The sequence below is a fragment of the Dietzia aurantiaca genome, from assembly GCF_021033825.1.
Classification (GTDB): domain Bacteria; phylum Actinomycetota; class Actinomycetes; order Mycobacteriales; family Mycobacteriaceae; genus Dietzia; species Dietzia aurantiaca.
Map to the genome: position 1 here is coordinate 22,454 of NZ_JAIFXZ010000001.1, position 21,505 is coordinate 43,958.

Consider the following 21,505-nt stretch of genomic DNA (forward strand, 5'->3'; position numbering starts at 1 on the left):
GACCGCGGCGTCAGCGGGTCGGCTGCTCGTCTCCGGCCAGGGTCAGGTCCGAGCCGTCGCGGCTGACGAGCGCGGCGGCGCGGTCCAGCCGCGGTCCGGCCGGCAGCCGGTCGAGGATGCCGCCGTCCGTCGGCACGGCGACGCCGCCGAGTCCGAGAACCGCGGCGGTCTCGTCGTCCGGCACGTCGAACCGCACCCCCGTGTCGGCGACGATCGTCGTGACCGCGCCCCGCGTCGTGGTGCCACGCCCGGCAGCGGTCACCATCAGACCGCCGCCGGGGACGCCCACGGTGTCCACCGCGGGCCCCGCCCCGTCCGCACCCGCCACCGGACGCGCCTCGGTCGGACCCGGGGCGGGGGCGCCCGCGATGATCGCCATCCGCCGCACCGATGCGTCCCCGTCGGCGGCCTCGCGCACACACAGCACCGGAGAGTCGGCCGTCTCCAGCACCGAGGACCGGGTACGCGGGAACGCCTCGACGTCCAGCGCCACCGACCGCGGCACCCCCATCCGATCCGGGGCGACGTCCACCACCGCGCCGACCGTGGAGGTCGACCGGATCACGTCGGCGAGCACCGGCCCCACCTCCTGGACCCCGTCGGCCAGGGCGACGTGGGCCCGCGACCCGCTCGCGGTGTCCACGGTGAAGACCTGCCCGATGCGCAACCCGGCCAGCCCGTAGTCGACCGGCTCGCCGAGCATGTCGATCTGCGGCCGCGCCACCCGGTCGAGCTCCGGCAGCGGGTCGAGCAGAGCCGCGGTCACAGGGCGGGGGTCCACTCCGCCCAGCCCGAGGATCGACAGCAGGTCGGAGTCCTCGAGATCGATGCGCGCCCGCGCCCCGTCGCGCAGCAGCCATCCCTGGCTACCGGTCTCGACCAGCACGATCTCGTCGGCATCCGTCTCCCGTCCCGGACCGGTTCCCTCCCGCGCGACGACGCTCGTGCCCACCACGCGCGGGCGGCCCCGGTCGGCGTCGGCGACCTCGTCACACACCGACCACGACACGGCCGCGGCCGCGTCCGCATCACGGTGACCGGGCAGCGCCGAGGGCGCCCCCGGAATTCCCAGCAGTCCGCCGCGGGCGGTGCCCTCGATGTCCGAGTCGCGCACGGTCTCGGGTTCGGCCGGCTCGCCCACGACGAGCCGCGCCGAGGCCAGGTTGTGGACCGGGTGGACACGGTCACCGGCACGGACATACATCTGACCGGAGTCGCGCCCCACCATGATCGCGGTGCGGTCGACGTCCGGCGCCGGGTCGAGCAGCGCCAGTACAGCCGCCCCGGCCACGCCCACGACCGCCGCGACCACCCCGACCGTCAGGCCTGTCGCCTGCCGCTTGAGGGGGTCGTGCAGCATCCGGACGTCACGCGAGACCACCGCGTGGCGGGCTCGCCGGGCGAGGAAGCGATGCCCGTCCACCTGCGCCTTGGTCGTGGGTCTGAGCGGCACGCCCCGCCTTTCGTTCGCCCGATGTTGACGCCCCTTGACCGGGGTCACCGGGGGTAGGCTACGCGACGATCCGGTCCTGATGGCCGGTCATCCCGGGCCGTCCGGCGCGACGACCGGCGGATGTCGGTGCGCGAGGAGGACGTGCTCATGTCGGCGGTCCCCACACTGCTCGGACTGGCCGCGACGGTTGCGGCCACGGTCTTGCTCACGGTCCTCAGCCCGGCGTCGCTGCAGCCGTGGGTGCAACTGCTGGTCGCGTGTGCGATCGCCGCGGTCGTCGCCGCGCGACGTCGCGGACGTCCGCTGCTCGCGCGCGATCCGGCGCCGCGGAAGGTGCCGGTCGACGTGGTGGATCTGCGCGCGCCGGACCGCTCCGTCGTGGGCTGCGTCGAAGGCGACAGCGTGGTCACGACCGCCGTCGAGATCTCCGCCGGCGCCTACGTCCCGACCGTGTTGGGACGAGATGCCCCGGGCGATCACCGGGGAAGCCGCCTTCCCCTCGCCGCGATCGCGCGGCAGCTCGACCAGGGTGGGATCGTGATGGAGGGGATCGACGTCGTGGTGCGCGGCCGGCGTGCCGCACGAGGCGACGACGGCGAGGTGTACGCGCAGCTCGTCGGACCGTTGGCCCTGATCTCGCACCGGAGCGTCCACCTGCTGCTCCGCTTCGACCTGGCGCCGCTCGCGCTGCGCGGCTCCGCGGGGGCGGAGGCGCAGTTGGATCATGTCGTCTCGGTGGCGACCGAGCGGGTGCGCCGCGCCCTGGTCCACCACGGGATGCCGTGCCGGGTACTCGACGCCACCGAACTGGCCGAGCTCTACGTGGAGGCCGAGGCGAGCCCGGGCGACGGTCAGGGGCTGGTCCTGCGCCCGGCCGCGGATCCGCGGGTGGTGATCAACCGACTCGCCGCGGTCCGTGCCGCCGAGATCACCGAGGTCGTACGCCTTCGCCGGGTCCCGGGTCGCACCGATGTGGTGGACACGGTGACCACCGTCGGACTCACCGGGATCTCCGACGGCGCCGTGGACGAGGTCGCCTCCGGATGCCACCGCCTGCCGAACCCCGCCGTGCTCCCGGTGCCGGGCGAGCCGATGCCCGGGACCGTCTCGGGCTGTCTCGACCGGCGCCGCATCGACAGGCTCGACGAGGCGGCCCTGCCCGCACACGGCGCCGGACAGATCCTCGGCGCCACGCGGGACGGCGGCGCGGCCGCTGTCCAGCTGGCCGGGCCGCACCTGCGGTCGGTGCTCCTCACGGCCAGGCCCCCGGTCTGTCGCCAGGTAGCGTTTCGCGCGGTGGCGGCCGGCTACCGGATCGCGGTGGTGACCGATGTCCCCGACCGGTGGCGGCCGCTGTTGCGGATCGGCGACGAGGCCCGGTACCGGATCGTCCACCCGGACGCCTCGGACGCCGGAGCTCCCGTCGACGCGGTGATGTGGGACGTCGACGGCCCGCTCAGCGAGGCCAGGATCGACGCACTGGCCGGCCCGGGAGGGCCCGACGTCACCCCACCGACGGTCATCCGCGTGGACGCCGACTGGGAGCTTCGCGGCGGGCGCGGCCTCAGGTCCGCCGCGCCCTCGGATCTGGTGCTGGACGGTCGGATCGACGGCTGGATCTCGGTCGAACCCCGCGCGGACGAGTCCGGCATGGGCGAGTCGCTGCGCGTCTGCGTGGTCGTGGGCCCCGGCGAGGAGGCGTTCGTGGGGCCGGCCGGCCTCACACCCGCAGGTGCTGCACCTGCCGCCAGCCCGGATCATCCGTGATGGTGACGGTCACCTCGCCCTGATCCCAGCCGCACGCCGCGGCGCGTAGCTGCTCGTGTGCCGGGGTGGTGGAGTCCACATAGAAGTGCAGCAGCCGCGCGCCGTCGCAACTCTCGGCGCCCACGCACTCCCCGGTGCCCTCGAGCCGCTCCACCAGGTGATCCTCGAGATCCCGCAGGCCGGGCAGCGAGAGCGAGCCGGGCAGCCCCCCGTCCTCAACGTCCGTATAGGGCACATTCACGGCCACGTGCCGGTCGAACTGCGGGGCGGAGAGGGACACGAGCGGTACCCGCACCACCGCCACGAGCGGACCGCTGCACGTGTCGCCGTGGAGGATCTGCCAGGCCGGGTCGCCCAGCTCGTCGGTGTTGTCCACCGACAGCTCGCTGAGGATCCGGGGCAGCTCACCCAACGCCACCGCGTCGTCGCCCGGCGCGATCGCATTGGCGCGGATCACGCCCACCCAGGTCTCCACCTGCGCCTCGCCGCAGACCGCGTCCAACAGCAGGTACGCGGCGATACTCGCGTCCGCCCCCACCAGACCCGCGAAGCCCGGGTGGTGCACGGTGATATCCGCCCGCGCCAGCCCCAAGTCCACCACGACCTCCGCCTCATCGAATCCCAGGCGGCGATCGCGGAAGTACATCGCGCAGCCGCGGACCGGTTCACGGAGGTCGGCGTAGCTCCACGTCGCGTCCGCGGCCGGGGCCGAGGCGAGCCACCTGCGGGCCGCGCCCCGCAGCTCCGGGTCCCCCGCGGCGGTGACGGTCAGCCGGTGCGGCTCCCCGTCGGCGGCAGGGATGAACTCCCACGACAACCCGGGGTCGATGGCCTCGACCAGCGAGGTGATCTCGGGGACCACACGGCGCCCGTCTCCCGAGTCCAGGGCCGCGGTCGCGCGCCCGCGACCGCCCTCGGCCCACCACCGCCAGAACGCGGTGACGGCCCGGTCGGACCGCAGGCGGGCGGTCTCGATGCGTACTCCGGAGAAGTCCAGCGACCGCGAGAGCTGCCGGGGTCGCGCCGCACCGATCGCCATCTGTTCTCCTTCCGCAGGTGCCAGGGGCCCGTGGGCCCGTCCTGTCCCCAGTATCCGGATAACCGGCCACCTGTGCCCGCAACGCCACACCCGGGCGGGTCGGCGGCAGGTCGGAGGCGGTGCCGACACCGCGGGGCGTCGGCGAAGGGACGCTCACACGGACCGGGAAGTGCGGACCGGGCGGGCGCCGCGGACGGGTGAACCGCACGGACCGTGGCTCCTACCCGCAACAGGAACCGGCGGCCGGTCCCGGCGTCCCCGGAGCCTGCCGCACCTCGCGGGTGACGAGATTGCGGGCGGCGAGCTCGTCGTCGTCGGGATAGTCGACACGTACCAGCGCCAGCCCGCGCGCGGGCGCCACCGGCACCGCCGACGACCGCTCCGTCTCCGACAACAGACCGGTGATCCAGTCGAGGCTGCGCCGCCCCTCCCCCACGGCCATCACGCCGCCCACCAGACTGCGCACCATCGACCAGCAGAACGCGTCAGCACTCACGCTCGCCGTCCACACTTCGGCGGCCCCGGGGGCATCCGGTCCCCGCGGGTCCGGCTCCACGCGCCAGTCGAACCGCTGCAGCTCGCGCACCGTCGTGGCGCCCTCACGGCGCCGACAGAACGCCGCGAAATCGTGCAGGCCCAGTAGTCGCTCGGAGGCCTTTCGCACCAGGTCGAGATCCGCCTGCCGCTGCCAGGCCGCGGTGTCGCGGGCGCGGGTCGGCTCGGCGCCCCACGGCGCGGTGGTGAGCCGGTACTCGTAATGGCGGCGCAGGGCGGAGAAGCGGGCGTCGAACTCGGCGGGGGCCCAGCGGGCGCCCATCACCACGACGTCGTCCGGCAGCAGCCGCGCCAACCGCCGTACCAGCAGCTCGGGGCGTCCCTCGAGGGAGCGCTGGTCGAGCCAGGCGGGGTCCACGTCGAGGTGGCAGACCTGGGCGCGCGCGTGGACGCCGGCGTCGGTCCGGCCGGCGACGGTCACCGTCACCGGCTCCCGCAGGACCTTTGCGAGTTCGGCTTCGAGGGTCCCACACACGGTGCGCAGGCCGGGTTGGCGGGCCCACCCGGAGAAATCTGTGCCGTCGTAGGCGACGTCGAGGCGGATCCGGCGGGTGCTCACGGACTACAGACGCTAGACCACGCCCGCGCACTGACGCCACGCGCCCGGCCCGGTCGGCGCCGCCTGCGGCAGGATGGGCAGATGTCGTCGTCGTCCTCGTCCTCCCCTGATCACGCGTCGCGCCGCCCGGCGCCGCGCTCGGCCCCACGAACGACGCCCCGCGCCGCGCTTCTCGCCGCGGGAGCGGCGGCCGCCCTGGCCTTGGGGGCCTGCACCGCCGACGACGACAACGCCGCCGCCGACCCCACGACCTACGGCAGCACCACGGCTGTCGAGGACGGCACCGGCGCAGGGGCGCGGTCCGGCTCCGGATCCGCGACCGGCTCTGGTCCCGGCGCCGCGCCCGCGTACTCCCGGTACGTCGCGCTGGGCGACTCCTTCGCCGCGTTCGGCCCCGTCGACGCGCCCACCACCGGGCCGTCGCGGTGCTACCGGTCGACCCGCAACTACCCTGCGCTGGTCGCCGACCGCCTCGGCGGCGCCCCATCAGGCGATGTCGCCAGCGCACGCCCCGGCGGGCCCGCCGCCGTCGAGTTCGTCGACGCGACGTGCGGCGGAGCCCGGTCCCGCGACATGATCGGCGCGCAGCGACCGGACATTCCGGCCCAGTTCGCAGCGCTGACGGCCGACACAGACCTGGTCACACTCTCGATCGGCGGCAACGACATCGGCTTCGGTGACATCGCCGGGTGCGTGACGAACACTCGCGCCGACACAGGCGCCCCCTGCCGCGACCGGCTGGAGGCGCTCGTCGAGGACGCGCTCGGCGCCTTGCCCGACGCGCTCGACGCGGTGTACGCACGCATCGATGAGCTCACTCCCGAAGCGCGGGTCGTCACCACCGGCTACATGCCACTCGTACCGGCGCACGGCGGCTGTGGGTTCGTGTCCGCCATGGCCCCCGGCGACGTGACGTGGACCCGGCAGGTGACCGAGCGGATCAACCTCCTCGTCGCGGACGCCGCCGAGCGGGCCCGCGCGGAACCGGTCATGCCCGTCGACGCCGCGGATCATCACGCGTGCGCCCCGGCCGGCGAGCGGTACACGGACTTCACCGGCGCAGGGACGGGCTCCCACCCGATGCATCCGACCGCCGAGGGACAGGCCGCCATGGCGGACGCGGTGACCGCGGTGCTGTGACCGCCAGATCCTGAGCAGACCCGGGGACGTGACCAGCCCGGAAAGACGACGAGGGCCCCGTCTCCGCGGGATGCGGAGACGGGGCCTGCGTCTGTGATCGTGGGTCGATCAGGCCTTGTCGGCGTCGTCGGCGTGGGTCGTGTCCTCGGACACGGCCTCCGCGGTCTCGACGGCGGTCTCGACCTCGGCCTCGTCAGCGGCCTCCACCTGGTCGGCGACCGGGCTGTTGGCCTCTGCCTCGGCGGCCACGTCGTCGGTGGACTCCTCGGCCGGCTTCCCGGCTGCCTTCTTCGAGGCTTCGGCGCGGGTGGCGCGCGAGGCCTCGGAGGAGGCGAGCTCCTCGGTCACGAGCGCGATCATCGCCATGGGCGCGTTGTCGCCCTTGCGGTTCTCGAGCTTGATGATCCGGGTGTAGCCACCGTCGCGGTTCTCGACCCGGGGGCCGATCTCGGCGAACAGCTTGTGCAGCACGTCCTTGTCGCGGATGACCTTGGCCGCCTCGCGGCGGTCGGCCAGCGTGCCACGGCGAGCCTTGGTGATCAGCTTCTCCGCGTAGGGACGCAGCAGCTTCGCCTTGGTCTCGGTGGTGCGGATGGCATCATGCTCGAACAGCTGGGTGGCCAGGTTCGAGAGGATGAGCCGCTGGTGGGCGGCGGATCCGCCGAGGCGGGCGCCCTTCTTGGGCTTGGGCATCAGATTCTCCTAGGAATTTGTGTGCCGAGCGCTCGTCAGAGCTGCTCGGTCTCGGCGTAATCCTCGCCGCCCTCGTCGGTCCAGGTCCCGGTCTCGGCGTCGTAGCCGGCAACCGAGGCGGGATCGAATCCGGGAGGCGCGTCCTTGAGCGAGAGGCCGAGCTCGACGAGCTTGACCTTGACCTCGTCGATCGACTTCTGACCGAAGTTGCGGATGTCGAGCAGATCCGACTCGCTGCGCGCGACGAGCTCGCCCACGGTGTGGACGCCCTCACGCTTGAGGCAGTTGTAGGACCGAACCGACAGGTCCAGGTCATCGATGGGCATGCCGTACGCGGCGATGTGATCGGCCTCTGCCGGGCTGGGCCCGATCTCGATGCCTTCCGCCTCCTCGTTGAGCTCACGGGCCAGCCCGAACAGCTCCACGAGGGTCTTACCGGCGGACGCCAGGGCGTCACGGGCGGTCATCGAGTTCTTGGTCTCGACGTCCAGGACCAGACGGTCGAAGTCCGTGCGCTGGTGCACACGGGTGGCCTCGACCTTGTAGGTCACCTTCAGGACCGGCGAGTAGATCGAGTCGACCGGGATACGGCCGATCTCGTGACCCGCGTCCTTGTTCAGCCCGGCGGGGACGTAACCACGACCCCGCTCGACGACGAGCTCGATCTCCAGACGCCCCTTCTCGTTGAGAGTGGCGATGTGCAGGTCCGGGTTGTGCACCTCGACGCCGGCGGGGGGAACGATGTCACCAGCGGTGACGACGCCCGGGCCCTGCTTCTTGAGGTACATCGTGACCGGCTCGTCCTCGACGGACGAGACGACCAGGCCCTTGAGGTTCAGGATGATGTCGGTGACATCCTCCTTCACGCCCGGCACGGTGGTGAACTCGTGCAGGACACCCTCGATGCGGATGCTGGTGACGGCCGCGCCCGGGATGGACGACAGCAGCGTGCGACGCAGCGAGTTGCCGATGGTGTAGCCGAAGCCCGGCTCGAGAGGCTCGAGCACAAAGCGCGACCGGTTCTCGGAGATGACCTCTTCGGTCAGGGTGGGCCGCTGGGAGATGAGCATGTGCTACCTCTTTCGATTCTCGGCGCCCGCTATTTGACGCCGTGGGAACCCACCGTCGCCGGGCGGGCTGCGTTATGCGGCCCGCCCGGCGACGGTGGAGGACAGATCACTTCGAGTAGAGCTCGACGATCAACTGCTCCTGGAGCGGCACCTCGATCTGGGCGCGCTCGGGGAGCTGGTGGACGAGGATGCGGAGGTTCGTCGGAACCACCTGCAGCCACGCCGGGACGGGACGCTCGCCGAGGGTCTCCTGGGCGATCTCGAACCAGTCCATCTTGGTGGACTTGGGACGAACGTCGATGATGTCGTACTGCGAGACGCGGTAGCTCGGGATGGTCACCTTCTGGTCGTTGACCAGCAGGTGCCCGTGGCTCACGAGCTGACGTGCCTGACGACGCGTCTGCGCGAGACCCGCGCGGTACACGACGTTGTCCAGTCGCGACTCGAGAATCTGGAGGAGGTTCTCACCGGTCTTGCCGGCGCGACGGTTCGCCTCCTCGTAGTAACGACGGAACTGCTTCTCCATGACGCCGTAGGTGAAGCGGGCCTTCTGCTTCTCCTGCAGCTGGAGGCGGTACTCGGACTCCTTGATCCGCGCACGGCCGTGGTGGCCGGGCGGGAAGGGCCGACGCTCGAATGCGGTGTCCCCACCCACGAGGTCGACGCCGAGACGACGCGACTTGCGGGTGGCTGGGCCGGTGTAACGTGCCATTGTTTTCTACGTTCCTTCCGGCTCAGACTCGACGCCGCTTGGGCGGACGGCAGCCGTTGTGGGGCTGGGGGGTGACATCAGAGATCGTGCCCACCTCGAGGCCGGCGGCCTGCAGCGAGCGGATCGCGGTCTCACGGCCCGAGCCGGGGCCCTTGACGAACACGTCGACCTTCTTGACGCCGTGCTCCTGCGCCTTGCGGGCCGCGTTCTCGGCGGCGAGCTGGGCGGCGAAGGGCGTCGACTTGCGCGAGCCCTTGAAGCCGACATGACCGGAGGACGCCCATGCAAGGACGCCACCGGACGGGTCGGTGATCGAGACGATCGTGTTGTTGAACGTGCTCTTGATGTGGGCCTGGCCCAGGGGCACATTCTTCTTATCCTTGCGACGGCCCGTCTTCTTGGGGCCCACAGCGCGTGACTTGGGGGGCATTACTTCTTCTTTCCGGCGACGGTCTTCTTCGGACCCTTACGGGTACGGGCGTTGGTCTTGGTGCGCTGACCACGGACGGGCAGGCCACGACGGTGGCGCAGGCCCTGGTAGCTACCGATCTCGATCTTCCGGCGGATGTCGCCCTGGATCTCGCGGCGGAGGTCACCCTCCACCTTGTAGTTACCCTCGATGTCGTCACGAAGGACGGTCAACTGCTCATCGGTGAGATCCTTGGTGCGCTGGTTCGGGTCGATGCCCGTACGCTCCAGGATCTCGAGCGACCGGGTCCGACCGATGCCGAAAATGTAGGTGAGCGCGATCTCCATGCGCTTGTCGCGAGGGAGATCGACGCCGGCAAGGCGTGCCATGTGGCGTATCTCTTTCGTCGTGCGGTAGGTCTGCTCCCCGACCGCCCCCTGCCCGGATGGTCATCTCACGATGAGCGATCCGTTCGGGGCCCCGGCCTCCGCAACCGAGGGTGTGAACCCGCCGTACCCACCAAGGGCACGGCGGCTGGTTCAGGGAGTTGAGCGTCTTACTTGTAGCGGTAGACGATCCGGCCACGCGTCAGGTCGTAGGGCGAGAGCTCCACGACGACGCGATCCTCCGGAAGGATGCGGATGTAGTGCTGCCGCATCTTCCCGCTGATGTGGGCGAGGACCTTATGCCCGTTCTCGAGCTCGATGCGGAACATAGCGTTCGGCAACGGCTCGATGACACGGCCCTCGACCTCGATGGCTCCGTCTTTCTTTGCCATGCTGGTTACGGTCCTCCACGATTCCCCGGGTGACGTCTACCGGATTGTGGTGCACTGGTGGGCACACCGACGTATAAGCCTACGTCAGTGGACCCCGCTGCGCCAATCGCGCGGGAACCGCTCAGTGGTAGCAGGCGGATCCCGCAGGCACACCGTCGAACCGCTGCTGCAACCACCCCAGTGCCGCCGGCAGCTTCTCGACCGCCCCGAGAAGGTGCTCGGGAGCGAACCCGGGCTCCCACGTGACCGGCGCTCCCGCACGGCAGTACCGCTTCGCGGTCTCCTCCGCGTCCCAGAACGGCACCAGCGGATCGGTGCCCGAGTGCCACATGAAGACCGGCACCCGGGGGACATCAGGACTCAGGCGAATGCTGTTGTCCGCGAGCGCGCGCATCAGGCCCTCCTCCGCCATGAGGTTCCCCCCGTTCAGCACCATCGGCACAGACTTGAAGGCCCCACGGGTCAGCAGCGTGGCGGTGCACCTGTCGCGGACCTGGTTGTAGAGCCCCCAGCCCTCCGGCGTGAGCTTCTCCTCGAGGCGGATCTCCTCCGGGTACTCGCGCGCCATACCCACGGCGGCGGCGAAGGCCAGACCGAATGCGGGATGCGGGTCGTTGCCGATCATGCGGGCCATCGTGGTCATGTCCGTCGGGACGCCGCCCTGGGCCACACCAACCAGATTGACGTCGGGCGCGTACTCGTCGTGCAGGAGCGACACCCAGGCGCTCGCGACGCCCCCGCCCGAGTAACCGAGCGCTCCGAACCGACTCTCCCGGGAGTCGAATCGCGGATCATCCCGCACCGCCCTCATCCCGTCGAGGACGATCCTCGCCGACAGACGGCCACCGGGATACGCGACCTTCGGACCGAGGTGGTCGGGGATGATGACCGTCCAGCCGCGATCCAGTTGGAAACGCAGGAAGGCCATCGCGTTGTCCTGGACGGTCTCGACCGTCGGATTGACCAGCGTCTCGGTCGGCGCGCATCCCTGCCCGAGCGCGTTGAGGTAGTGCTGGTAGCTCAGCACGGGACCGTTGGGACGCGCGTGATGCGGACGCACCACCGTCGCGGTGGCCAGGATCGGGCGATCCGCGGTGTCGGTCGACCGGTAGGCGATCTCGGTGATGCCGTAGCCCGCAAAGGCCGGCATCGCGGCGCCACGTGAGTTGATGACCTGGCCTGGTCTGGCGTCAGACAGGACCTGCGGATCCGCCTCGTAGAAGGGGCCCGGCCCCGGCTGCGCCATGAGCGAACCGCCGGCGTCGTCCGCTACGGATTGCGCCGCCGCCGACGGCGCGACCGCGTGAGTGAGCTGCCCGGCGATCAGCGCCACAACGATGAGGACACCGACCCTCGCCCCCGTCAGTGAGGGGGCCCGACGACCAGCCTGAGGGCGAGAGAGCATGCCGACACCTTTCGAGGATGGCCTGATGTTCGCGTCGAACACACGATATGCGGAGCAGACTAGGTATAAGAAATCGTTCTCGGGTGTCGCACCGAGTCGCCGGTCACTCCCGGGGCCGCGGCGTGAGAATCCGGGGTCCGTCGGCGGTCACGGCGATGGTGTGCTCCCAGTGCGCGGCCGGCGCCCCGTCCACGGTCACCACGGTCCAGTCATCGGACAGGGTCCTGGTGTCCGTTTCTCCGCCGAGGACGAGCATCGGCTCGATCGCCAGGACCGAGCCCACCTGGAGCCTCGGCCCCCGACCGGGCTTGCCCTCGTTCGCGAGGAACGGCCATTCATGCATCTCGCGGCCGATTCCGTGTCCCCCGTAGCCGTCCACGATGCCGAGCGATACGCCGTGTCGCTCCTCGGCGCGGCGGGTCGCGACCTCCAGGGCATGCGAGACATCCGTGAGCCGGTTATCCGGCAGCATGGCGAGCATGCCCTCGGCAAGGACCTCGCGGGTCGCGTGATTCAGCGCCTGCACCCCGGGCTCGAGCGCTCCGACGCCGAAGGACCAGGCGGAATCGCCGTGCCAGCCGTCGAGGATCGCTCCACAGTCGATGGACACCAGGTCGCCCTCGGCCAGCACCGTGGACGGACCGGGGATGCCGTGGACCACGACCTCGTTCACCGAGGAACAGACCGATCCCGGGAACCCCTCGTATCCCTTGAAGGACGGGACCGCACCGGCATCCCGGATCAGCTGCTCGACGATCGCGTCGAGATCAGCGGTGGTCGTCCCGGGGACAGCGGCCTCCCGGGCCGCCACCAGGGCGCGGCCTACGATCCGGCCGGCCGCCTCCATGGCATCGAGTTCACCCGGGGTGCGGGCGGTGACCGCCCCCTTGCGGGATCTACCGAACACGGCGGTCGTCAGCGTCCGAGAGCGGCGAGTGCGCGGGAGTTGATCTCCTCGACCTCACCGACGGCGTCGATGGTCGACACCTGCCCCGCGTAGTACTCCAGCAGAGGTGCGGTCTCCGACTGGTAGACCGACATCCGGTTTCGGATGACGTCCTCCGTGTCGTCCTCGCGGCCGCGGGCCAGCATCCGTGCGACGACCGTGTCCTCGTCCACGCGGAACTCGAGCACACCGTCGAGCGAGTTGCCCGAGTCGGCGAGCATGACCTTGAGCGCATCCGCCTGCTCCACGCTGCGCGGGTAGCCGTCGAGGAGAAAGCCCTCGGTGGCATCGGGCTCGGCGATCCGCGCCTCGACCATGCGGTTGGTGACCTCGGCGGGGACGAGGTTGCCCGCGTCGATGTACGACTTCGCCTCCTTGCCCAGATCGGTGCCCTGCGAGATGTTCGCGCGGAACAGGTCGCCGGTCGAGATGTGGGGCACGCCGAGCTTCTCGGAGAGCAGGGCCGCCTGGGTTCCCTTGCCGGCTCCGGGAGGGCCGAGGAGGACGAGACGCATGGTGGTGACCAGCCTTTCTACGGTGTTGTGTTGCTCGTGATCCTGAGCGGCTACTTGAGGAAACCCTCGTAGTTGCGCTGCATCAGCTGCGCCTCGATCTGCTTCACGGTGTCGAGGCCCACGGAGACCATGATGAGCACCGCGGTACCGCCGAACGGCATGTTCTGGAGATCTCCACCCCCGCTGCCCATGTCCAGGAAGATGTTCGGGAGCACCGCGATGAGACCGAGGTACAGGGAGCCGAACAGAAGAATGCGGTTGAGGACGTAGCCCAGGTACTCGGCGGTCGGTCGACCGGGACGGATGCCCGGGATGAAGCCGCCGTACTTCTTCATGTTCTCGGCCTGCTCCATCGGATCGAACTGGATGGCGACGTAGAAGTACGAGAAGAAGATGATCAGGACGAAGTACAGGAGGATGTAGCCCACGCTCGAGGGGTTCTGCAGGTACTGCATGACGTAGCGCTGCCAGAACCCGTCACCCGTGCCGTCGGGACCGGAGATCAGCTGCGTGATGAGGATCGGCACGTACATCAGCGAGGACGCGAAGATGACCGGGATGACACCGGCCTGGTTGACCTTGAGCGGCAGGTAGGTGGACGTGCCGCCGTACTGGCGACGTCCGACCATACGCTTGGCGTACTGGACCGGGATCCGACGCTGACCCTGCTCGACGAAGACGACGGCGACGACGATCAGCACCACGGCGAACATCACCGCGGCGAACTTCAGCGTCGACGAGTTCTGGTAGATGTTCACACCCTCCGCCGGGATGCGGGAGGCGATTCCGGCGAAGATGAGCAGGGACATGCCGTTACCGACGCCACGGTCGGTGATGAGCTCGCCGAACCACATGACGAGGGCGGCGCCGCCGGTCATGACGAGCACGATGGTGATCAGCGTGAGGATGTCGTTGTCCATCAGGACCGACTGGCCGTTGCCGAGGAGCTGACCACGGTCGGCGAGCGCGACGATGCCGGCGGACTGGAGGACGGCCAGGGCGATGGTGAGATAACGCGTGTACTGCGTCATCTTGGCCTGGCCCGACTGGCCCTCCTTCTTCAGCTGCTCGAAGTGCGGGATGACCACGGTGAGCAGCTGCACGATGATGCTGGCCGTGATGTACGGCATGATCCCGATCGCGAAGACCGACAGCTGCAGGAGTGCGCCACCCGAGAAGAGATTGACCAGGGAGTACAACTGCGCGTTGTCTCCGGTCATCGCCGTGTCGAGCAACCCGCGGAGCTTGGGATAGTCGACGCCGGGCGACGGGATCTGTGCGCCGATCCGGTACAGGATGATGATCCCGAGCGTGAAGAAGATCTTCTTCCTCAGGTCACTGTCCTTGATCGCGGACGCGAGTGCGGAGAGCACATGTCCTCCTGGTCATTGACGGCTCGCGGCCGCCTGTCGTCGAGATCAGATGCGCCGGGAACGGACGGTGAGACCGATCGGTCGGCCCCGGAACGCACAACGGGAAAACTCTATCAAGACGAACGCAGGGGCCGGATCCGAGAGTCTCGGACACGGCCCCTGCACCCGTCGTCGGCCCCCGTGAGGGCCGGTCGGGGAATCAGGCCCCGGCCTCCGACACGCTTCCGCCGGCAGCCTCGATCTTGCTCTTGGCCGACGCGGAAACCTTGTCGACGGCCACGGTGACAGCGACGGAGATCTCCCCGTCACCGAGCACCTTGACCGGCTCGTTCTTGCGAACGGCACCCGCGGCGACGAGCTCGGCGACGCCGACCTGTCCGCCGTTCGGGAACAGCCGCTGGATGTCCGAGACATTGACGACCTGGAAGACGACCTTGTTGCGGTTCTTGAAGCCCTTGAGCTTCGGGAGACGCATCTGGATCGGCATCTGGCCGCCCTCGAACCCGGCGGGGACGTTCTTACGGGCCTTGGTGCCCTTGGTGCCGCGACCGGCGGTCTTGCCCTTCGAACCCTCACCACGACCGACGCGGGTCTTCTCGGTGTGGGCACCGGGCGCCGGGCGCAGGTGGTGCAACTTGATGCTCATGCTCACTCCGTCTCTTCGACCACGACGAGGTGGTTCACGACGTTGATGAGACCCCGGGTCTGCGCGTTGTCCTCACGCACGACCGACTTCCGGATGCCCTTGAGGCCGAGCGTACGCAGGGAGTCCCGCTGGTTCTTCTTGGACCCGATGGTCCCGCGGACCTGGGTGATCTTGAGGTTAGCCACGATCAGGCCCCCTGTCCGGCACGGGCGCGGAGCATGCCCGCGGGAGCGACGTCCTCGATCGGCAGCCCACGACGAGCCGCGACCTCCTCCGGACGATGCAGGCCCTTGAGCGCGGCCACGGTGGCGTGCACGACGTTGATCGCGTTGTCCGACCCCAGCGACTTGCACAGGATGTCGTTGACGCCGGCGCACTCCAGCACGGCGCGGGCGGCGCCGCCGGCGATGACACCGGTACCGGGCGAAGCCGGACGGAGCATGACGACACCGGCGGCCTCCTCACCCTGGATCGGGTGGGGGATGGTGGAGCCGATGAGCGGAACGCGGAAGAAGTTCTTCCGGGCCTCCTCGGCACCCTTCTGGATGGCCGCCGGCACCTCCTTGGCCTTGCCGTAGCCGACGCCGACCATGCCGTTACCGTCACCGAGGATCACGAGGGCGGTGAAGCTGAAGCGACGGCCACCCTTCACGACCTTGGAGACGCGGTTGATGGTGACGACGCGCTCGATGTACTGCGACTTCTCCTCGTCGCGACCCCGACGGTCGTCGCGGCCCCGACCACGGCCACGGTCGTTGCCGCGGCCCTGGGCGTTGTCGTTGGTGTTCTTGTTGTCTGCGGCGGGCCCGTTGCTTCCGCCGTCACGACGCTGACGTCCCGGCATCAGACGGTCCTTCCATTAGCGGTCAGTGCAGTGGTGTTGATCATCAGAACTCCAGCCCACCCTCGCGGGCGGCGTCGGCGAGCGACGCGATCCGGCCGTGGTACCGGTTGCCACCACGGTCGAACACGACTGCGTCGATGCCGGCGGCCTTCGCACGCTCGGCCAGGAGCTGGCCGACCTTCGCGCTGCGGGCCTTCTTGTCGCCCTCGAGTGCCCGCACATCGGCCTCGATGGTCGACGCGGCGGCCAGCGTACGGCCGGCCAGGTCGTCGACGATCTGGGCGTGCATGTGGCGCGAGGACCGGTTCACGACCAACCGCGGACGCTCCGGCGTACCGGAGACCTTCTTGCGGAGGCGGTAATGGCGCCGGGCGCGGCTCTCCCGACGTGCGGTCGAGGCATCGGTACCCAGCGGGGAACGCTTCTTGGTGCTGCTCATGATCACTTACCCGTCTTTCCGACCTTGCGACGGACCTGCTCGCCCGCGTAGCGGATGCCCTTACCCTTGTACGGGTCGTGCTTCCGCAGTCGCTTGATGTTGGCGGCGATCTGGCCCACCTGCTGCTTGTCGATACCGGAGATCGAGAACTTGGTCGCACCGTCCACGGCGAACGCGATGCCGTCGGGAGCGGTGACCGGCACCGGGTGCGAGTAGCCGAGCGCGAACTCGAGGTCCTTGCCCTTGGCCACGACGCGGTAACCGACGCCGAAGATCTCCATGTCCTGCTTGTAGCCCTCGGTGACGCCGACGACCATGTTGTTGATCAGCGAGCGCGAGAGACCGTGCAGAGAGCGGTTGTCGCGGTGGTCATCGGGACGGTTCACCGTGAGGGTGCCCTCCTCGATCGTCACCGAGATGGGGTCGGGCAGCACCTGGGTGAGCTCACCCTTGGGGCCCTTGACCGTGACGGTCTGGCCGTCGACCTTGATGTCGACACCGGACGGGACGTTGATCGGAGCCTTGCCGATACGTGACATTTCTCGCCCCCTTACCAGACGTAGGCGAGGACTTCCCCGCCCACCTTCTTGTTGTTCGCCTGACGGTCGGTGAGGAGCCCCTGGGAGGTCGAGATGATCGCGACACCCAGGCCACCGAGGACCTTGGGCAGCTCGGTCGACTTGGCATACACACGCAGACCCGGCTTGGAGATGCGCTTGATGCCCTGGATGCTCCGCTGGCGCGACGGGCCGTACTTGAGGTCGATGGTGAGCTTCTTGCCCACCTCGGCGTCGGCAACGGCGTAGTCGGCGATGTAGCCCTCCTGCTTGAGGATCGCCGCGATGTTGCCCTTGAGCTTGGAATGCGGCATCGACACGGTTTCGTGGAACGCCGAATTGGCGTTACGCACACGCGTCAGCATGTCCGCGATGGGATCGGTCATCGACATGGATGGACCATGTTCCTTTCTCGTAACGGTTCCCATGCAACACGTCGTGTGCGGCGGCCTGTGGGCCGGGCAGCTGACGTCGTGGGCCTATCACGAAGAGTGCGAATGTTCTCTTGTGTGGGATCCGGGGTCCCCGTGGGGCGTGCCGGGTGTCCCGCCGCCCCCGGTGCTCTTCTCACCGTGGACGACCTGACGACTGGGCCGTCTGCCCGCCGCCGGGGCCAGCGCATGGCGCGGAGCCCCGGCGGGGACGGCCGGTCCGGCCGCGAGGAGGTCAGTCCTCCTTGAAGGGGAAGCCGAGCTGCTTGAGCAGCGCCCGGCCCTCTTCGTTGTTGGTCGCCGTGGTGACGACCGTGATGTCCATGCCGCGGGGGCGGTCGATCTTGTCCACGTCGATCTCGTAGAACATGCTCTGCTCGTTGAGGCCGAACGTGTAGTTGCCGTGGCCGTCGAACTGCTTGCCCGACAGACCACGGAAGTCTCGGATGCGGGGGAGCGCAACGGTCGTCAGGCGATCCAGGAACTCCCACATGCGATCACCACGGAGGGTGACGCGGGCACCGATCGGCATGCCCTCACGCAGCTTGAACTGCGCGATCGACTTGCGGGCCCGACGGACCTCCGGCTTCTGACCGGTGATCAGGGTGAGGTCGTTGATCGCACCGTTGATGAGCTTGGCGTCGCGAGCTGCGTCACCGACACCCATGTTCACGACGACCTTGACGACGCCGGGGATCTGCATGACGTTCTCGTACTCGAACGTCTCGTTCAGCGCCGGCTTGATCTCGCTGCGGTACTTGGCCTTGAGGCGCGGGGTGTAACCAGTGGGAAGAGCGGTATCAGTCATGGTCACAGGTCCTTCCCGGTCTTGCGCGAGACACGGACACGCTTGCCGTTCTCGTCGGTGCGGATTCCGACCCGGGTCGGGGTGCCGTCAGCGTCCACGACCATCACGTTCGACACGTGGATCGGGGCCTCCTGGGTGACGATGCCACCGGAGGAGGCGCCACGCTCGGCTGCCGAGTTGGAGGTGTGCTTCTTGATGCGGTTGACGCCCTCGACGAGGACCTTCTCCTGCGCCGGGAAGGCCTGGATGACCTTGCCCTTGGCGCCCTTGTCCTTGCCCGAGATGACGAGCACCGTGTCGCCCTTGTGGACCTTCATGTCAGAGCACCTCCGGAGCCAGCGAGACGATGCGCATGAACTTCTTGTCGCGCAGCTCGCGGCCGACGGGCCCGAAGATGCGCGTTCCGCGCGGATCGTTGTCGTTCTTGATGATGACGGCGGCGTTCTCATCGAACTTGATGTACGAACCGTCCGGACGACGGCGCTCCTTGGCGGTGCGCACGATGACCGCCTTGACGATCTCGCCCTTCTTGACGTTGCCACCGGGGATGGCGTCCTTGACGCTGGCGACGATGATGTCACCGACGCCCGCGTAGCGACGCTTGGATCCACCGAGAACGCGGATGCACAGAATCTCCTTGGCACCCGTGTTGTCGGCGACCTTCAGTCGCGACTCCTGCTGGATCATGGTTCTCCTGACCAGGTCTGTTCTCTGTGTGCCGGATACCGACCCGACACACGCGGTCATGTCCCCCGGGCCGCACGCGCGGACGCACGCAGGTCGGGCAACTGCTCCAGTGTAGGGTGAGCGGGCTACTCAGCCCAAATCCGGATCATCGCCCGCTCGAACCGAGCGACCCGGAGCCACCACCGGAGCCGGCCGACCCGCTGGAGCTCGCCGACCCGAGGGAGCCCGACGCCCGCTCCCCCACCGCCCCGGTGGTCGTGCGCCCGTTGGGCGTCGCCGGCGCCAGTCCGCTCAGGATGTGATCGGTGCCCGGGCGCATCTCGGTGACGAACACCGGCCAGTTGTGGATGCCGGTCGGCATGTAGTTCATCTGCAGATGCACATCGGGGACGGAGGCGAGGGCCGACTCCAGCGCACGAGTGCTCTCGAACGATCCCTTCTCCAACACGTGCCCGTCGAGGAGGACCATCTCGTTGCTACCGAAGCGTCCGAGTTCACTCGACCCGACGCGGCCGGTCGCGGCGCTGAGGTAGACGGACTTGCCCGCCAGCCCGGCGGGGTCCGCGATCGTGTCGTGCTCACGCCACGGCTCCGCGCCCCGGGGGCCCCACATGTTGGTCGCGTCTCCGCCCCGCGCGGCCACGGTCAACCGCGCGTACTGGTACCCGAGAGCGTCCGTCGTGGAGTAGGCGCCGCTGACGCCGGCCACTCCCCCGAACATGTCGTTGGTGTTCGCGAGATGCACGGCCGATGCCGCGCCCATCGACACACCCAGGACTCCCCAGTCACGGTTGTGCGCCAAGGGCTCCGCCGTGCCCTCCAGGCCCGCGGAGAGTAGCCCGGGCAGCTCCTCCACCAGGAACGTCTCCCACTTGTTCGGGCCGAGGACCGGGTCGTCTTCCTCCCAGTCACTCCACATCGAGGACGGCGCCCCCGTCGGCGCGATCACGTTCACCGCACGCTGGCGCAGCTGGGGATCGCCCCATCCCATCCCCCCGCTCCAGCCCGAAGGCGACTCACTACCCACGCCGTCGAGGAAGTACATGTTAGGGGCGTCGACCCCGGCCGGAGCCCGGTAGACCTCGACGCGCACCTCGCGCTGCATCGATTCCGACGTGACGGTCCATACCTCTGCGCGGCTGTCCGCCTCGTCTGTCGACCCCGGGAACAGTGGCTCGATCGACCTGACCGTTGTGGCCGTGATGTCCCGGTCCCGCCTGGCTATGGGTTCCGCCGGCGCACCGTTCGAACTACCCGGCCTCGCGAAGTCCGACGACCCCACCATCCCGAGGGAGCCGAGGACAGCCGTGAGCGGGATCGGCGCTCCGAGCTGGGTAGCCGCGGCCAGGCTGAGCGACGGTACGCCGAACAGACTGCCGGGGGCGACACTGGGAGCAACCGACTCCGGATCCAGTGATCCCGTCCCGGAACCCTGGGCGCCCACCGCCGGCGCACCGGTGACGACGAGTGTGGCCACGGCCGCCGCGACAGCGACCGAACAGGCCCGGCGCCGACCACCGCGATTACGCGGAGGCCTGGGGCCCGAGAAGATCCGGGTGTTCATGTGTCGCTCCTGTCTGACACGAGGTGCCCTTCGAACGGGTGACACATTACTCATATTGTGTTTCGCCGGGGTAATCCTCGGCGGCGAGGTCTCACGGCGAGAAACACCGAGAACAGACGTCGGCCCGGCCACGAGAGTTCTCGTGGCCGGGCCGGACTATCTTAGTGGAGTGGACTACTTGGCCCGCTCCAGCACCTCGACGAGGCGGTACCGCTTGCTGGCGGAGATCGGGCGGGTCTCCATGATCCGCACGCGATCGCCGATGCCGGCGGTGTTGGTCTCGTCGTGCGCCTTCACACGCTCCGTGCGGCGCATGATCTTGCCGTACAGGGGATGCTTCACGCGGTCCTCGAGCTCGACGACGATGGTCTTCTCCATCTTGTCGGACACGACGTACCCGATGCGCACCTTGCGGCTGTTGCGCTCCGTGCTCTCGCCTGACTCAGTCACAACTGTTTCCTTGTCACTCACTTGGCATCACCCGGCGCCGCCGACAGCCCGAGCTCACGCTCACGGATGACGGTGTAGATGCGCGCGATGTCGTGTCGTACGACCCGCAGGCGACGGTTGTTGGTCAGCTGACCGGTGGCCATCTGGAAGCGCAGGTTGAACAGCTCTTCCTTGGCCTCGCGCAGGCGCGCGGTCAGCGCATCGGCGTCGAGCTCGCGCAGCTCGGGGGCGGTGATTCCACTTGCCATCAGAACTGCTCCTCCCGGGTGACGATGCGGGTCTTGCACGGGAGCTTGTGCTGCGCGCGGCGCAGAGCTTCCCGAGCGGTCTCCTCGTTCGGGTACGACATCTCGAACAGGATGCGACCCGGCTTGACGTTGGCGACCCACCACTCGACGGATCCCTTACCGGAACCCATCCGGACCTCGGCGGGCTTCTTCGTCAGCGGACGATCCGGGTAGATGTTGATCCAGACCTTGCCGCCACGCTTGATGTGGCGGTTGATCGCGATACGAGCGGACTCGATCTGCCGGTTGGTGATGTAGGCCGGCTCGAGAGCCTGGATCCCGTAGTCACCGAACGTCACCTTGGTGCCGCCCTTCGCCCCGCCCTTACGACCGGGGTGGTGCTGCTTGCGGTGCTTGACGCGCTTGGGGATCAGCACT

Annotated in this window: 28 protein-coding genes; 2 read left to right on the forward strand and 26 right to left on the reverse strand. The window is 69.0% G+C overall.

Annotation, left to right across the window (positions count from 1 at the left end; all coding sequences use genetic code 11):
• Positions 1 to 10: 10 nt before the first annotated feature.
• The gene (gene eccB, locus K3888_RS00120) at positions 11 to 1,453 is read right to left on the reverse strand and encodes a type VII secretion protein EccB (RefSeq protein ID WP_230928205.1); all 1,443 of its coding nucleotides are present in this window, start codon (positions 1,451 to 1,453) and stop codon (positions 11 to 13) included.
• A gap of 120 nt (positions 1,454 to 1,573) precedes the next feature.
• Between eccB and K3888_RS00125 the strand changes: the two genes are divergently transcribed.
• Positions 1,574 to 3,220 (forward strand): type VII secretion protein EccE, encoded by a 1,647-nt coding sequence (locus tag K3888_RS00125; RefSeq protein ID WP_230928206.1) that lies wholly within the window; start codon positions 1,574 to 1,576, stop codon positions 3,218 to 3,220.
• On the opposite strand, the gene K3888_RS00130 is transcribed toward K3888_RS00125, so the two are convergent.
• Positions 3,174 to 4,259, reverse strand: a complete 1,086-nt coding sequence (locus K3888_RS00130; protein WP_230928207.1) for a DUF695 domain-containing protein — start codon at positions 4,257 to 4,259, stop codon at positions 3,174 to 3,176. The genes K3888_RS00125 and K3888_RS00130 overlap by 47 nt on opposite strands.
• A gap of 220 nt (positions 4,260 to 4,479) precedes the next feature.
• Positions 4,480 to 5,373, reverse strand: coding sequence for a tRNA pseudouridine(38-40) synthase TruA (gene truA, locus K3888_RS00135; protein ID WP_230928208.1), 894 nt, complete (start codon positions 5,371 to 5,373; stop codon positions 4,480 to 4,482).
• Positions 5,374 to 5,454: 81 nt separating this feature from the next.
• Between truA and K3888_RS00140 the strand changes: the two genes are divergently transcribed.
• Positions 5,455 to 6,513, forward strand: a complete 1,059-nt coding sequence (locus K3888_RS00140) for an SGNH/GDSL hydrolase family protein (protein WP_230928209.1) — start codon at positions 5,455 to 5,457, stop codon at positions 6,511 to 6,513.
• Positions 6,514 to 6,621: 108 nt separating this feature from the next.
• On the opposite strand, the gene rplQ is transcribed toward K3888_RS00140, so the two are convergent.
• The 23 genes from rplQ to rplP all read right to left on the reverse strand — a co-directional run bounded on the left by rplQ (position 6,622) and on the right by rplP (position 21,504).
• The gene (gene rplQ / locus K3888_RS00145) at positions 6,622 to 7,206 is read right to left on the reverse strand and encodes a 50S ribosomal protein L17 (protein ID WP_230928210.1); all 585 of its coding nucleotides are present in this window, start codon (positions 7,204 to 7,206) and stop codon (positions 6,622 to 6,624) included.
• Between the two features lie 35 nt (positions 7,207 to 7,241).
• Positions 7,242 to 8,276 (reverse strand): DNA-directed RNA polymerase subunit alpha, encoded by a 1,035-nt coding sequence (locus K3888_RS00150; RefSeq protein ID WP_230928211.1) that lies wholly within the window; start codon positions 8,274 to 8,276, stop codon positions 7,242 to 7,244.
• 106 nt (positions 8,277 to 8,382) lie between these two features.
• A complete protein-coding gene (gene rpsD / locus K3888_RS00155; RefSeq protein ID WP_230928212.1) occupies positions 8,383 to 8,988 on the reverse strand; it encodes a 30S ribosomal protein S4 in 606 nt (201 codons plus the stop codon).
• A 22-nt stretch (positions 8,989 to 9,010) separates the two neighbouring features.
• Positions 9,011 to 9,418 carry a 30S ribosomal protein S11 gene (rpsK, locus tag K3888_RS00160; protein ID WP_230928213.1) on the reverse strand — a complete coding sequence of 136 codons (408 nt, stop codon included), beginning with the start codon at positions 9,416 to 9,418 and terminating at the stop codon, positions 9,011 to 9,013.
• Positions 9,418 to 9,786 (reverse strand): 30S ribosomal protein S13, encoded by a 369-nt coding sequence (rpsM, locus tag K3888_RS00165; protein WP_230928214.1) that lies wholly within the window; start codon positions 9,784 to 9,786, stop codon positions 9,418 to 9,420. The genes rpsK and rpsM overlap by 1 nt, the downstream gene beginning before the upstream one ends.
• Positions 9,787 to 9,953: 167 nt before the next feature.
• Positions 9,954 to 10,175: a translation initiation factor IF-1 gene (gene infA / locus K3888_RS00170; protein WP_006554587.1), complete on the reverse strand. Its 222-nt coding sequence runs from the start codon at positions 10,173 to 10,175 to the stop codon at positions 9,954 to 9,956.
• A 121-nt stretch (positions 10,176 to 10,296) separates the two neighbouring features.
• Positions 10,297 to 11,580, reverse strand: coding sequence for a lipase family protein (locus tag K3888_RS00175; protein ID WP_230928215.1), 1,284 nt, complete (start codon positions 11,578 to 11,580; stop codon positions 10,297 to 10,299).
• Positions 11,581 to 11,683: 103 nt separating this feature from the next.
• The gene (gene map, locus K3888_RS00180; protein WP_230928216.1) at positions 11,684 to 12,487 is read right to left on the reverse strand and encodes a type I methionyl aminopeptidase; all 804 of its coding nucleotides are present in this window, start codon (positions 12,485 to 12,487) and stop codon (positions 11,684 to 11,686) included.
• An 8-nt stretch (positions 12,488 to 12,495) separates the two neighbouring features.
• Positions 12,496 to 13,041, reverse strand: coding sequence for an adenylate kinase (locus tag K3888_RS00185; RefSeq protein ID WP_230928217.1), 546 nt, complete (start codon positions 13,039 to 13,041; stop codon positions 12,496 to 12,498).
• Between the two features lie 50 nt (positions 13,042 to 13,091).
• On the reverse strand, positions 13,092 to 14,414 hold the full coding sequence (secY, locus tag K3888_RS00190) for a preprotein translocase subunit SecY (protein WP_230928218.1): 1,323 nt from the start codon (positions 14,412 to 14,414) through the stop codon (positions 13,092 to 13,094).
• Positions 14,415 to 14,613: 199 nt separating this feature from the next.
• Positions 14,614 to 15,060: a 50S ribosomal protein L15 gene (gene rplO, locus K3888_RS00195; RefSeq protein WP_230928219.1), complete on the reverse strand. Its 447-nt coding sequence runs from the start codon at positions 15,058 to 15,060 to the stop codon at positions 14,614 to 14,616.
• 2 nt (positions 15,061 to 15,062) lie between these two features.
• Positions 15,063 to 15,251, reverse strand: coding sequence for a 50S ribosomal protein L30 (rpmD, locus tag K3888_RS00200; protein WP_230928649.1), 189 nt, complete (start codon positions 15,249 to 15,251; stop codon positions 15,063 to 15,065).
• Positions 15,248 to 15,904, reverse strand: coding sequence for a 30S ribosomal protein S5 (rpsE, locus tag K3888_RS00205; RefSeq protein ID WP_230928220.1), 657 nt, complete (start codon positions 15,902 to 15,904; stop codon positions 15,248 to 15,250). Before rpsE ends, rpmD begins: the two co-directional genes overlap by 4 nt.
• A gap of 43 nt (positions 15,905 to 15,947) precedes the next feature.
• Positions 15,948 to 16,343 (reverse strand): 50S ribosomal protein L18, encoded by a 396-nt coding sequence (gene rplR / locus K3888_RS00210; protein WP_230928221.1) that lies wholly within the window; start codon positions 16,341 to 16,343, stop codon positions 15,948 to 15,950.
• A 2-nt stretch (positions 16,344 to 16,345) separates the two neighbouring features.
• Complete coding sequence (gene rplF, locus K3888_RS00215; protein ID WP_230928222.1) at positions 16,346 to 16,882, reverse strand: 50S ribosomal protein L6; 537 nt, start codon at positions 16,880 to 16,882, stop codon at positions 16,346 to 16,348.
• An 11-nt stretch (positions 16,883 to 16,893) separates the two neighbouring features.
• Entirely contained in the window at positions 16,894 to 17,292 is a 399-nt protein-coding gene (gene rpsH / locus K3888_RS00220; RefSeq protein ID WP_230928223.1) for a 30S ribosomal protein S8, read from the reverse strand.
• Between the two features lie 274 nt (positions 17,293 to 17,566).
• Positions 17,567 to 18,139: a 50S ribosomal protein L5 gene (gene rplE / locus K3888_RS00225; protein ID WP_230928224.1), complete on the reverse strand. Its 573-nt coding sequence runs from the start codon at positions 18,137 to 18,139 to the stop codon at positions 17,567 to 17,569.
• A 2-nt stretch (positions 18,140 to 18,141) separates the two neighbouring features.
• On the reverse strand, positions 18,142 to 18,456 hold the full coding sequence (gene rplX / locus K3888_RS00230) for a 50S ribosomal protein L24 (RefSeq protein ID WP_007628110.1): 315 nt from the start codon (positions 18,454 to 18,456) through the stop codon (positions 18,142 to 18,144).
• A gap of 1 nt (position 18,457) precedes the next feature.
• Entirely contained in the window at positions 18,458 to 18,826 is a 369-nt protein-coding gene (gene rplN / locus K3888_RS00235) for a 50S ribosomal protein L14 (protein WP_182631360.1), read from the reverse strand.
• Between the two features lie 145 nt (positions 18,827 to 18,971).
• The gene (locus tag K3888_RS00240) at positions 18,972 to 20,390 is read right to left on the reverse strand and encodes an alpha/beta hydrolase (RefSeq protein ID WP_230928225.1); all 1,419 of its coding nucleotides are present in this window, start codon (positions 20,388 to 20,390) and stop codon (positions 18,972 to 18,974) included.
• A gap of 174 nt (positions 20,391 to 20,564) precedes the next feature.
• A complete protein-coding gene (rpsQ, locus tag K3888_RS00245; protein ID WP_372459507.1) occupies positions 20,565 to 20,840 on the reverse strand; it encodes a 30S ribosomal protein S17 in 276 nt (91 codons plus the stop codon).
• Between the two features lie 17 nt (positions 20,841 to 20,857).
• Positions 20,858 to 21,088 (reverse strand): 50S ribosomal protein L29, encoded by a 231-nt coding sequence (rpmC, locus tag K3888_RS00250; protein ID WP_010541176.1) that lies wholly within the window; start codon positions 21,086 to 21,088, stop codon positions 20,858 to 20,860.
• Positions 21,088 to 21,504, reverse strand: coding sequence for a 50S ribosomal protein L16 (gene rplP, locus K3888_RS00255; RefSeq protein ID WP_182631363.1), 417 nt, complete (start codon positions 21,502 to 21,504; stop codon positions 21,088 to 21,090). Before rplP ends, rpmC begins: the two co-directional genes overlap by 1 nt.
• Between the last annotated feature and the right edge of the window lies 1 nt (position 21,505).

What these genes read in the sequence shown, in the direction of transcription:
- K3888_RS00125 (WP_230928206.1), top strand. Translation starts at nt 1,574, where the DNA reads ATGTCGGTGCGCGAGGAGGACGTGCTCATGTCGGCGGTCCCCACACTG.
- K3888_RS00130 (WP_230928207.1), bottom strand. Translation starts at nt 4,259, where the DNA reads ATGGCGATCGGTGCGGCGCGACCCCGGCAGCTCTCGCGGTCGCTGGAC.
- K3888_RS00140 (WP_230928209.1), top strand. Translation starts at nt 5,455, where the DNA reads ATGTCGTCGTCGTCCTCGTCCTCCCCTGATCACGCGTCGCGCCGCCCG.
- rplQ (WP_230928210.1), bottom strand. Translation starts at nt 7,206, where the DNA reads ATGCCCAAGCCCAAGAAGGGCGCCCGCCTCGGCGGATCCGCCGCCCAC.
- K3888_RS00150 (WP_230928211.1), bottom strand. Translation starts at nt 8,276, where the DNA reads ATGCTCATCTCCCAGCGGCCCACCCTGACCGAAGAGGTCATCTCCGAG.
- rpsD (WP_230928212.1), bottom strand. Translation starts at nt 8,988, where the DNA reads ATGGCACGTTACACCGGCCCAGCCACCCGCAAGTCGCGTCGTCTCGGC.
- rpsK (WP_230928213.1), bottom strand. Translation starts at nt 9,418, where the DNA reads ATGCCCCCCAAGTCACGCGCTGTGGGCCCCAAGAAGACGGGCCGTCGC.
- rpsM (WP_230928214.1), bottom strand. Translation starts at nt 9,786, where the DNA reads ATGGCACGCCTTGCCGGCGTCGATCTCCCTCGCGACAAGCGCATGGAG.
- infA (WP_006554587.1), bottom strand. Translation starts at nt 10,175, where the DNA reads ATGGCAAAGAAAGACGGAGCCATCGAGGTCGAGGGCCGTGTCATCGAG.
- K3888_RS00175 (WP_230928215.1), bottom strand. Translation starts at nt 11,580, where the DNA reads ATGCTCTCTCGCCCTCAGGCTGGTCGTCGGGCCCCCTCACTGACGGGG.
- K3888_RS00185 (WP_230928217.1), bottom strand. Translation starts at nt 13,041, where the DNA reads ATGCGTCTCGTCCTCCTCGGCCCTCCCGGAGCCGGCAAGGGAACCCAG.
- rplO (WP_230928219.1), bottom strand. Translation starts at nt 15,060, where the DNA reads ATGAGCATCAAGTTGCACCACCTGCGCCCGGCGCCCGGTGCCCACACC.
- rpsE (WP_230928220.1), bottom strand. Translation starts at nt 15,904, where the DNA reads ATGCCGGGACGTCAGCGTCGTGACGGCGGAAGCAACGGGCCCGCCGCA.
- rplR (WP_230928221.1), bottom strand. Translation starts at nt 16,343, where the DNA reads ATGAGCAGCACCAAGAAGCGTTCCCCGCTGGGTACCGATGCCTCGACC.
- rplF (WP_230928222.1), bottom strand. Translation starts at nt 16,882, where the DNA reads ATGTCACGTATCGGCAAGGCTCCGATCAACGTCCCGTCCGGTGTCGAC.
- rpsH (WP_230928223.1), bottom strand. Translation starts at nt 17,292, where the DNA reads ATGTCGATGACCGATCCCATCGCGGACATGCTGACGCGTGTGCGTAAC.
- rplE (WP_230928224.1), bottom strand. Translation starts at nt 18,139, where the DNA reads ATGACTGATACCGCTCTTCCCACTGGTTACACCCCGCGCCTCAAGGCC.
- rplX (WP_007628110.1), bottom strand. Translation starts at nt 18,456, where the DNA reads ATGAAGGTCCACAAGGGCGACACGGTGCTCGTCATCTCGGGCAAGGAC.
- rplN (WP_182631360.1), bottom strand. Translation starts at nt 18,826, where the DNA reads ATGATCCAGCAGGAGTCGCGACTGAAGGTCGCCGACAACACGGGTGCC.
- K3888_RS00240 (WP_230928225.1), bottom strand. Translation starts at nt 20,390, where the DNA reads ATGAACACCCGGATCTTCTCGGGCCCCAGGCCTCCGCGTAATCGCGGT.
- rpmC (WP_010541176.1), bottom strand. Translation starts at nt 21,088, where the DNA reads ATGGCAAGTGGAATCACCGCCCCCGAGCTGCGCGAGCTCGACGCCGAT.